This window comes from Oerskovia sp. NPDC060287 (assembly GCF_042726775.1).
In the GTDB taxonomy this organism is placed as follows: Bacteria; Actinomycetota; Actinomycetes; order Actinomycetales; family Cellulomonadaceae; genus Oerskovia; species Oerskovia merdavium.
This window is the reverse complement of record NZ_JBHXBO010000152.1, coordinates 1-10,106: the sequence shown is the minus strand read 5'-3', so window position 1 is coordinate 10,106 and position 10,106 is coordinate 1. Positions and strand designations below refer to the sequence as shown.

The following is a 10,106-nucleotide window of genomic DNA, read 5'->3' as shown; positions in this document are numbered from 1 at the left end:
CGGCAGCCGCCGACCCGGCGCGGGCGTCGCGTGCCTCAGCGCTCGACGTCCTGGCCGCTGTACGCGATCTCGGCGACGTCGACGACGCCCTCGCGGGCGTACGGGCCCACGACCCGACCGGTGAACGACTCGCAGAAGTCCGACGAGAGGAACGCGCCGTCGACCCCGCCGACCTCGACCCACCCGCCGTCCTCCCAGACCTCGCCGCGCAGGCGGTCGCACGAGGCGCCCAGCACGGCCTTCCCGACGAGGGGCGGGTCCGCGACGATGCGCAGGCGAGCGGGCTCGTCGGCGTTCTTGCGCTCGCGGCACCAGGACTGGGCGAGGCCGCGCGCGGTCATGGTCAGGGTCACGACGTCGCTCGTCGCCTCGAGGTCGAGGTGCGAGCTCTCGTCGTAGCGCATCGACAGGCCGCCCGCGCCCTCGGAGACGTCGAGGGTCGTGGTGACGGTGCAGGCCTCGGTGGTCTGCCTGATCCCGAGGAACGTCGGCCTGGTCGCCTCCATGCCCTCGCCCGTGCCGCGCAGGCGGGCCCACCCCGGGCGGGCGTCGAGGTCGGCGACGTCCCGGGGGAAGGCGCGCACGGCGACGACCTCGCCGTCGAACCCGTCGAGCGACGAGGGGGCGTCGGACGGGAAGGTGACGGTGTGCTCGACCGGCTCGTGCCGCTCGTCGAGCACCACGGGCTCGGCGTGCGGCCAGCCGTCGTCGTCCCAGGTCACGGGCGTGATGAAGGTTTCGCGTCCCATGGGCGCGAACGCGCGCGTCATGGAACGCGGGCGCGTGCCCAGCAGGATCATGGCCCACGAACCGTCGGGGAGCCGGACCAGGTCGCCGTGGCCCGTGTTCTGCACGGGGCGGTCGGAACCGCGCGCGGTGACGAGCGGGTTGTGCGGGCACCCCTCGAACGGGCCCTCGGGTGACGGTCCGCGGGCGATCGTCACGGCGTGCCCGCGCTCGGTGCCGCCCTCGGCGATCATGAGGTACCAGTGGTCGCCCACCTGGTAGAGGTGGGGCGCCTCGGGGAACATGCCGCCCGTGCCCGACCACAGCGGGCGCGGCTCGCTCAGCGCGGCCCCCGTCTCGGTGTCGAGCCGGACCTGCGTGATGCCGAGGTGGACCGCGGTGCCGTCCTCCTCGAACCCGAGGCCGGACATGGTGATGTAGCAGGTGCCCTCGTCGTCCCAGGCGATGTCCGGGTCGATGCCGAACACGTCCATGACGACACCGTCGGACCACGGGCCGGCCGGGTCGTCGGCCGTGAAGAGGATGTTGCCTCGCCCCGTGCCCATCATGTCGGGCACCACGAGGTAGAACCTGCCGTCGTGGTGCCGGATCGTGGGGGCCCAGGTGCCTCCGCCCGTCGGCACGCCGGTCGTGCCGAGCTGACCGTCGCGCACCGCGACGTGGGTCAGGAGCTCGACGTGCTCCAGGTCGGTCGACCGGAAGATCGGGATCCCCGGGAGGTACTCGAACGTGGACGTCGCGATGAAGTACTCGTCGCCCACGCGGCACACGCTGGGGTCGGGGTGGAAGCCAGGGATCAGGGGATTGCGCACGGAGCGGTCCTTCGGTGGTGGGGAGCAGGCGCAGGCGTGAGCCCGACCGTCGTCGGCGACGTGCCACGGTCGACCTCGACCTGAATTCCTACCGAGTGGTTACTCGGTAGCCTACCCCGAATGCCTACCGACCGGTAATGCCCGGTGCTCGGCGCCTCAGCGGTAGTCGTCCCACGCGGGCGAGGGGAACAGGACCTGCTCGAACCGGGCCCACTGGTCCTCGAGCTCGATGGGCGGGTCGCGGAAGAGCCGGACCTGGACCCCGTCCATGGCCTCGATGCACATCTCGACCAGCGTGCGCTGGTCCTCCCACGGCCCGACCTCGGGGGGCAGGCGCCAGGTGGTCTGGGAGTAGAGCCACCACACGCCGTCGGGGCGCTGCGAGAAGTACTCGTGGGCCGGGTGCTCGGGCGACGCCGCCTCGGCGCCGAGCACCATGTAGAGGCGGATGAGCTCCGGGGTGCGCGCGTTGTTGCGGACCAGGTAGCGCAGGTACGCGGGGAGCGAGACGCCGTCGGGGTGGGTCGCGGCGGGGTCTCCCGTCGCGATGAAGTCGTCCGGGTCGAAGCGGCGGTCGTACCGCTGCTCGACGAGCAGCTGGAGCAGGCCCTCCTTGTTGCGCACGTAGTGCAGCAGGCCCGGCTGGGAGAGCCCGACGGCGTCGCACACGTCCTGGAGCGAGAGGCCGTAGAAGCCCTTCTCGGCGACGATCCGCGCGGCGGCCTCGAGGATCTGCGCACGTCGCTCGTCGGGGGTCAGGCGGACGCGGCGGCGAGGGGTCTCCTGCGTGGTGCTGGGCATTCCCTGACGCTAGCGCACCCGCGGGTCAGGGCCGAAGGGGAGGCGGGAGGCGTCGGTGGTGGGTTCTCCATCCGCCAGCGGGGCCGCGCTCCGACGGGCGTCTCACGCTGTGGATCCGGGGGTTCCAGGGGGCGTCCAGGGATCTCTGGGAAGTTGACAGCGTCGTCGAGCGAGTTCTACGTTCCCTTCTATCTAGTAGGTACTCGGTAGTGGTTCTCGGCCGGGTATCGACGACTCGGCGTGGAGTTGTCCGACCCCGCGCCAACGGCAGAAGGAACTGCCTCGACCAAAGAAGGTTGACATGGATGCACACCCCGTCGTCACGGTGGACGACCCCTCGGCGCAGAGCTCGACCGAGGATCTTGCTCCCGACACCGGGCGTCCCCTGACGCGCGGCCGCGTCCTCCGGTTCAGCGCCGGCTTCCTGGCTTTCGGCCTCCTGTGGATCGTGGGCCTCCAGATCGTCGCGGCCGTCCTCCTGCCCCAGCGCCTGCGGGACATCGGCGTCGAGTCGCCCGAGACGCTCCTCGGGTCGATCAGCGCGATCACGGCGATCGTCTCGCTCGTGTCGAACCTCGTGTTCGGCAACCTCTCGGACCGTACGCGCAGCAGGTTCGGCCGCCGTGCCCCCTGGATCCTGGGCGGCGCGGTCCTGGGCGGCGTCTCGCTGACCCTCGTCGGCTTCCTGCCCAGCGCAGGGCTGATCACGCTGGCCTACTGCGTGAGCATGGTGGGCCTCAACATGATGCTCGCCCCCGCGGTCGCGGTGCTCGCGGACCGCGTGCCCAAGAGCCTGCGCGGCACCATGTCCGCGTTCTACGGCGGTGGCCTCGCGGCCGGCGCCCCGCTCGGCTCGCTCGTCGGAGCGCTGTTCATCACCAACGCCGTGCCCGGGTTCGTGCTCGGTGGCGCCTTCATGATCGGCGGCGCGGTCGTCGCGCTCGTCGTCTGGCCGCGCGAGCGCTCGGCCCAGGACCTGCCCCCTGCGGCCGGCGGCCTCAAGGAGCTGCTGCTCTCGTTCCGTCCGCCGCGCAACGCCCCGGACTTCTACCTGGCCTTCGCGGGCCGCCTCTTCATGCTGGTCAGCTACCAGATGATCATGGCCTACCAGCTCTACATCGTGCAGGACCACGTGGGGCAGACCGTCGCCGAGTCGGCCGTCACGATCGCCACGATGTCCGGCATCCTGCTCGTCGTCTCGCTGCTCGGTGCCGTGGTCGCCGGGCCGATCTCCGACCGCATCGGTCGCCGCAAGCTGCCCGTCGTGGTCTCGAGCGTGCTCTTCGCGGTCGGTATCGCGATGCCGTGGATCTGGCCCTCGCCCATGGGCATGTTCCTGTTCGCCGGCATCGCCGGGTTCGGCTACGGCGTCTACACCTCGGTGGACCAGGCGCTCAACGTCGACGTCCTCCCCAACGACGAGGAGGCCGGCAAGGACCTCGGCATCCTCAACCTGTCGACGACGGCAGGGCAGACGGTCGGACCGCTCGTCACCTCGGCGCTCGTCGTCGCGACGGGGAGCTACTCGGTCGTCTTCCCCGTCTCGATCGTCGCGGCCCTGCTCGGCGCGTTCTTCATCACGCGCATCAAGAGCGTGCGCTGAGCCGTACCGCCCTCCGGTGCGGTGCGCCGCGGACCACCGCCGCGCACCGCGCCACCCCACCACCGCACCACCCGGCCCCTCGGGCCTGCCGAACCTGCACCGCCCGCCCCGATCCTGAGGAGAACGACGTGACCACCTGGGTGACCTCGACCGACGACGCACGCTGGCAGGACGGAGGTGAGCCCACGCCCGGCGCGACGGCCGACCGCGGCCTGAGCCTGACCGGCACTCGCGGACGACCGATCCGCGGGTTCGGCGGCACGTTCAACGAGCTCGGGTACCGCGCGATCTCCTCGCTCTCGGAGGCGGACCAGGAGCAGGTGTACCGCGAGCTCTTCCACCCCGACGAGCTCAACCTGCGGGTCAACCGGTCGGCGATCGGCGCCAACGACTTCGCGTCGTCCTGGTACAGCTACGACGAGGTGCCCGGCGACCTCGCGCTCGAGCACTTCAGCGTCGAGCGCGACGAGGAGGCGGTGATCCCCTACATCCGCCAGGCGCAGCGCTACCAGGACGACATGGTGCTGCACTGCTCGCCCTGGAGCCCGCCGACGTGGATGAAGAACCCGCCCGCGTACAACTTCGGCACGCTCGTCATGACGCCCGAGAACCTCGACGCCTACGCGCGGTACTTCGTGCGGTTCGTCGAGGAGTACGCGGCGCGAGGCATCCGCGTGGACCAGGTCCACGTCCAGAACGAGGTCTTCGCGGACCAGAAGTTCCCGTCGTGCGTGTGGAGCTCGGAGCAGCTGCGCACGTTCGTGCGCGACCACCTGGGCCCGGTCGTCGAGGCGTCGGGTCTCGACGTCGACATCTACCTGGGCACCCTCAACGGCCCCGAGGACATGGCGTTCACGGCCGCCGGCCAGAAGCTCACGAACTACGCGCGCTTCGTCGACAACATCCTGTTCGACGACGACGCCCGCAGGTACCTCGCGGGCGTGGGCTACCAGTGGGCCGGGCAGCACGCGATCGCCCGCACGCACGAGGCGTGGCCCGAGCTCGACATCATGCAGACCGAGTCCGAGTGCGGGTTCGGGGACAACGCGTGGCAGGACGCGGAGTACGTCTTCCACCTGGTGCGCCACTACCTGCAGCACGGCGCGACGGGCTACACCTACTGGAACATGGCGCTCGAGCCGGGCGGGCTCAGCACGTGGGGCTGGCCCCAGAACTCGCTCGTGACCGTCGACCCGGCCACGCGCACGTTCACGCGCAACCCCGAGTACTACGTGCTCAAGCACTACAGCGCGGGAGTGCGACCGGGGGCCGTGCAGCTGGGCACCACGGGTCGGTTCGCGGCGCAGGGGTCCGCCTACGAGAACCCGGACGGCTCGGTGGCCGTCGTGGTCCAGAACGCGCTCGACTGCGCCGAGCAGTTCTCGTTCACCGACCCCGAGGACGGCTCGCGCTCCTTCACCGCGACGCTCGCGCCACGCTCGCTCAACACGTTCGTCGTCCCGGCCTGACGGGAAGCGCCCTCCGCCCTCCGTCCCTCGCGGGGCGGGGGGCGAAGCCCTGTCCCGGTGGGGGCCGGGCACGACGACGGACGAAACGGGCCGGTCGCCCCTCCCGCAGGAGGAGCGACCGGCCCTCGTCGTGGCGCGTCGTGCGCGGAAGGGTCAGCCTTCGAGGACCACCAGGTCCCACGGCCCGACGGCGAGCACGTCGCCCTCGGTGACCGAGGCGCCGTCGAGCACCGAGGTCGCGGTGACGGGCGAGGGGACCTCGACCGTGGCCGCCGAGTAGTTGAGCAGGTAGGTCAGCTCCCGGCCGCGGCCGTTGGTGCCCCGACGGACCGTGACGCGACCCGCGAGGTCCTGCGGCCACGACCAGAGGTCGGCGTCGCGCAGCAGGGCGCCGAGGACGTCGCGCAGCACCTCGGGCTCGGTCATGGTGCCCAGGTACGTCGCGGTGCCCGCGCCGAAGCGGTTGCGGGTGATCGCGGCGTACTCGCCCCAGGCGGGGTGGTCGTAGGTCGCGAGGACCTCGGCCCCCTCGGGGCGCAGGAGCTCGAGCAGCGTCCGGGCCTCGGGCGTGCCGTCGACCGCGGCGGCGAGCCGGCCCGCGGGGGCCAGGCGGGCGCCGTCGGGCGTCGTGAACTGGTTGTACGTCATGCCGAACACGTCGGTGAGCCCGTGGGGCGCGCGGTCGTGCCAGACCTTGACGTGCTCGTCGGCGACCGCGGTGCGGAACGTCGAGACCAGGTGGCCGCCCTGCTCGACGTACGCGCGCAGCGTCGCGAGGGTCGACTCGGGGGCCGTGTACAGGACGGGCGTGACGACCATCGCGTACCGCGAGAGGTCCTCGACGCTCGGCGGCACGAAGTCCACCTCGACGTTCAGGTCGAACAGGGCGTCGTAGACCCAGCGCAGCACGTCGTTGTAGCCGATCGACGAGCCGAAGACCCCGTCGATGAACCCCGTCTCGAGCGTGAACCAGCGCAGCGCCGTGAGGGCCTCGTTGCTGACCATGATCGCGACGCGGTTCTTCTTGCGCAGGTGCAGCAGCGACTGGCCGTGCTCGGCCCACTCGCGCCCGACGACCCCCGACTCCTCGTACGTGGGGTTGGGCTCGAGGTCGTGCGAGAGCAGGCCCTTCCAGTACGTCTCGAACGAGCTGTGGATCGAGTGCCAGTGCCAGTACATGACGCCGAACGCGCCGGACGCGAGGTGGCTGTAGGCCTGGAGGCGGAGCTGGCCCGGGTAGGGCAGCCAGCCCATCTGGCCCTGCGCCTGGGTCTCGAGGACGAGGTAGCTCGCACCGTCCTTGATCGAGCGGGTCATGTCGCCGCCGAACGCGATCTCCTTGCCCGTGAGGCGGGACTGCGTGGGGTGGTAGATGTCGACGCCGGCCACGTCGACCGTGCGCGCGGCGCTGAAGTGGTCGACCGCGGGCTGGAGGCCGTAGGACCAGCCGGGCGACCAGTCGAAGTCGAAGTTCTGCGTGAGGAACTGGTCGTCGCGCGCGTACTCGCGCACGATCTGGGCCTGCCAGCCCAGGTACTCGTCGACCAGCCCGCGGCGGTAGCGGTCGAAGGCCGCGCCGAGCGAGCCGTTGACCGTGCCGCGCACGTCGGGGAAGTCCTCCCAGGCGTCGACGCGGTTGGACCAGTAGTCGAGCCCGTACGCCTCGTTGAGAGCGCCGAGGTCGTCGTCGAACACCGTGCGCAGGTGCTTGACGAACGCGCGCTGCACCGCGGGGGACGCGGTGTCGTAGAACTTGGTCTCGTTGTCGAGCTGGAAGCCGACGACCGAGGGGTGCTGCGCGGTGTGGTCCACGAGCGCCCGGATGATGCGTTCGGCGTGCAGGCGGAACGCGGGGTGCGTGATGTCCATGATCTGGCGTGCGCCGTAGCGCCCGCGGCCCGTGCTCGTCTCGGCGAGCACCTCGGGGTAGGACGCGACGAGCCACGCGGGCACGGCGTAGGTCGGGGTGCCGACGATCACGTCGAGCCCGGCGCGGGCCGCGGCGTCGAGCGCGCGGTCGACGTGCGAGAAGTCCAGGACCCCGGGCTGGGGCTCGAGCGTGCTCCACGTCGACTCGGCGATGCGGATCACGGTGTGCCCGGCCTCGGTCATCATCGTCGTGTCCGTGGCGATGCGGTCGTACGGCAGGTACTCGTCGTAGTAGGCCGTGCCGTAGAAGATCTTGTCCATCTCTCACCCTTCGTCGCGTGGCCGGTGCCCCACGTCGTCGGGGGCCGTGGCACCACGACCGACACTACCGAGTATCTACTCGGTAGTGAAACCGTGGGGCGACCGCGGGCGGCGGTGTCCCACCATGCGGCGAGCGACCGGCCGCGCGACTCCCGGCGTGAGCAGCGGCGCGCGCGAGAGGGAGGCGCCGGGTCAGGCGCTCGGCGGCTCGATGAGGTCCCACGCCGTGCCGTACAGGTCCTCGAAGATCGCGACCGTCCCGTAGGCCTCGTGGCGGGGCTCCTCGCGGAAGCGCACGCCGTGCGCGAGCATCCGGGCGTGCTGGGTCGCGAAGTCGTCGGTCTGGAGGAAGAAGGCGACCTCGTCGCCCGCCTGCCGACCCACGCGGGCGCGCGCGTCGTCGGACGTCGCGAGGGCGAGCACCAGTCCCGTGCCCGCCGTGTCCCCTTCGGTGCCCGGGCCGACGACGACACGCCGCCACCCGCCCTCGAAGGTCTCGTCCTGGCGCAGCGTGAAACCGAGCGCCTCCGTGAAGAAGGCGATGGCGTCGTCCAGGTCGTGGACGAGGTACGTGGCGTTCTCGAGGCGGATCATGACGGGAGCCTAGCGGCGGCGCGCGTCCCGGGCGTGGCGGCCCCGGCCCGTCCCGGGCGTGGCGGCCGCCGGGCGGTGCGGGGGTCGCCCAGCACCGCCCCGCGGCACGCTCCCGCGCGCGGTCAGACCTCGCGCAGGACCTCGCGGGCGAACTTCACGGACCGTTCGCGCAGCCCTGCGATGCGCCGCTCGACGAGCCCTGCCGGGTCCTGCCCGGCCTCGACGATCGTCGGCTTGCGGCGCACGTTCCTCGAGCAGCCGAACGCGGTGCAGATCAGGGTGCCGATCGTGTCGCCGTTGCGGCCGGCCGCACCGGCCCGACGCACGACGTACAGCGAGACGTCGTCGGTCGCGATGACGTCCTCGCACCAGGCGCACACCGCGCGGCGGCGAGACGCCGTGCCCTCGGGGGCACGCAGCGCGAGACCCACCAGGGCGTCGTCGACGGTCAGGACCACGTAGGCGCGCAGCGGCGCCTTGCGGTCCACCCACCCCAGGTAGTCGAGGCGGTCCCAGCGAAGGTCCGCCAGGTCGGAGGGGAGCGTGAGCTGGGACGCCTCACGGCGCGAGGCGTTCACGAAGGACGCGCGGATCTGCTTCTCGGTCAGGGGGTTCATGGTTCTACCACTCTCGTGCGGAGGGGCCGTCGTGAGCGCGGCGCGCTGCTCGGCCGACGAGGGTCGGCAGGTGCGTGCGTCGAGCGACGGCAGGAGGGGGCCGGTCCGTCCGGCGACACGAGGTCACCGGGGGACGGGACGTCCGCCGAGGTACGCCGATCGGCCGACGTGACCGTGCGGTCCGTCGGGGTGGCGCCGTGGGGCGTCAGGCGTGCTGGGCGGGCGTCCGGCCCGCGCCCGAGCAGGCCAGGACGGCCGCCCCGCTTCCTCGCTGCATCGTGATGCGCTCCAAGATCAGGTGGCCGTGGGCTCGTCCCTCGGCACAGCTCTCCGTCGATGGTACGCCCGACGGCGGAGCCGCCCCAGGAGATTTCGGTCACCGCCCGTGGGGGCCCGCCGGGCGCCCCGCCGTGCGCCCCGTGCGGACGGGGCGGCCTGGAGGCGTACCCTCGGGGCGCTCGCGGGCCCGCCCCGACGTACGGTGGCGTGATGACGGACGCCCCGACGGGGAGCGCGAGCGCCCCGCAGCTCGTGCGACACGCGCTGACCGACGTGTGGCGAACGGTCCGCCGGGCAGACTTCGCGATCGCCTACTGCACCGTGGTCCTCCTGGTCGCGGTCGTGCTGTGGTTCCTGCCCGACGGGACCCGCGACCAGGTCCTGGAGGACACGAGCACCAACCTTGCGAACCTGCGCGACCGCCCCTTCTCGGTGCTCCTCGCGAGCGCGTTCGTCATCTCGAGCGCGGGCGAGGTGCTCCTGGTGCTCCAGCTCCTGGTGGTGCTGGCCTACGCGCAACGGTTCGTCGGCCGGCTCGGGGCGCTCGCGGTCGGGTTCATGGGCCACGTCGGGGCCACGGTCTTCACGGCCATGGTCCTGACGACCGGGATCTTCCACGGGTTCGTCAACCCGGGCGTCGCGAGGGTCGACGACGTCGGGGTCAGCTACGTCATGGCGACCGTGATGGGGTTCCTCACCGTGGTGGTGCCGCGCCGGTGGCGCTGGTGGTGGATCGTGTTCGTGGTCGTGTACTGGGTGGGCCCAGGGTTCCTGGAGCGGAACTTCGCGGCGGTCGGTCACACGACCGCGCTGGTCATCGGGCTCACGGTCGCGTTCGTCGCGGGCCGGACCCGGCAGGCGGCCGGGTGGGCGGGGGACATCCCGGGGCGTTGACCCTGGCGGGGTCGGAGGTGTTCCCGGTGCCGCTCCCGCGGGGTCGCGCGTCCGGGCGGAGCGACGAAATGCACGAAGGGCCCGCCTCCTCGGGACGAGG

Annotated in this window: 8 protein-coding genes; 3 read left to right on the top strand and 5 right to left on the bottom strand. The window is 71.9% G+C overall.

Annotation, left to right across the window (positions count from 1 at the left end; translation table 11 throughout):
• Positions 1-35: 35 nt before the first annotated feature.
• A complete protein-coding gene (locus ACFWFR_RS13495; protein WP_377623294.1) occupies positions 36-1,559 on the bottom strand; it encodes a family 43 glycosylhydrolase in 1,524 nt (507 codons plus the stop codon).
• Between the two features lie 156 nt (positions 1,560-1,715).
• Positions 1,716-2,360: a TetR/AcrR family transcriptional regulator gene (locus ACFWFR_RS13490; protein ID WP_377623293.1), complete on the bottom strand. Its 645-nt coding sequence runs from the start codon at positions 2,358-2,360 to the stop codon at positions 1,716-1,718.
• A 301-nt stretch (positions 2,361-2,661) separates the two neighbouring features.
• Here ACFWFR_RS13490 and ACFWFR_RS13485 point away from each other — a divergent pair, with 301 nt between their 5' ends.
• Positions 2,662-3,963 (top strand): MFS transporter, encoded by a 1,302-nt coding sequence (locus ACFWFR_RS13485; RefSeq protein WP_377623292.1) that lies wholly within the window; start codon positions 2,662-2,664, stop codon positions 3,961-3,963.
• A 128-nt stretch (positions 3,964-4,091) separates the two neighbouring features.
• A complete protein-coding gene (locus tag ACFWFR_RS13480; RefSeq protein ID WP_377623291.1) occupies positions 4,092-5,432 on the top strand; it encodes a glycoside hydrolase family 30 beta sandwich domain-containing protein in 1,341 nt (446 codons plus the stop codon).
• A 153-nt stretch (positions 5,433-5,585) separates the two neighbouring features.
• Here the strand turns inward: ACFWFR_RS13480 and ACFWFR_RS13475 are convergent, their stop codons facing one another.
• The 3 genes from ACFWFR_RS13475 to ACFWFR_RS13465 all read right to left on the bottom strand — a co-directional run bounded on the left by ACFWFR_RS13475 (position 5,586) and on the right by ACFWFR_RS13465 (position 8,833).
• On the bottom strand, positions 5,586-7,622 hold the full coding sequence (locus tag ACFWFR_RS13475) for a beta-galactosidase (protein ID WP_377623290.1): 2,037 nt from the start codon (positions 7,620-7,622) through the stop codon (positions 5,586-5,588).
• Between the two features lie 192 nt (positions 7,623-7,814).
• The gene (locus ACFWFR_RS13470; RefSeq protein ID WP_377623289.1) at positions 7,815-8,216 is read right to left on the bottom strand and encodes a VOC family protein; all 402 of its coding nucleotides are present in this window, start codon (positions 8,214-8,216) and stop codon (positions 7,815-7,817) included.
• A gap of 122 nt (positions 8,217-8,338) precedes the next feature.
• Entirely contained in the window at positions 8,339-8,833 is a 495-nt protein-coding gene (locus tag ACFWFR_RS13465) for an FBP domain-containing protein (protein WP_191801899.1), read from the bottom strand.
• Positions 8,834-9,322: 489 nt separating this feature from the next.
• Here ACFWFR_RS13465 and ACFWFR_RS13460 point away from each other — a divergent pair, with 489 nt between their 5' ends.
• On the top strand, positions 9,323-10,006 hold the full coding sequence (locus ACFWFR_RS13460) for a rhomboid-like protein (RefSeq protein WP_377623288.1): 684 nt from the start codon (positions 9,323-9,325) through the stop codon (positions 10,004-10,006).
• Positions 10,007-10,106 lie beyond the last annotated feature (100 nt).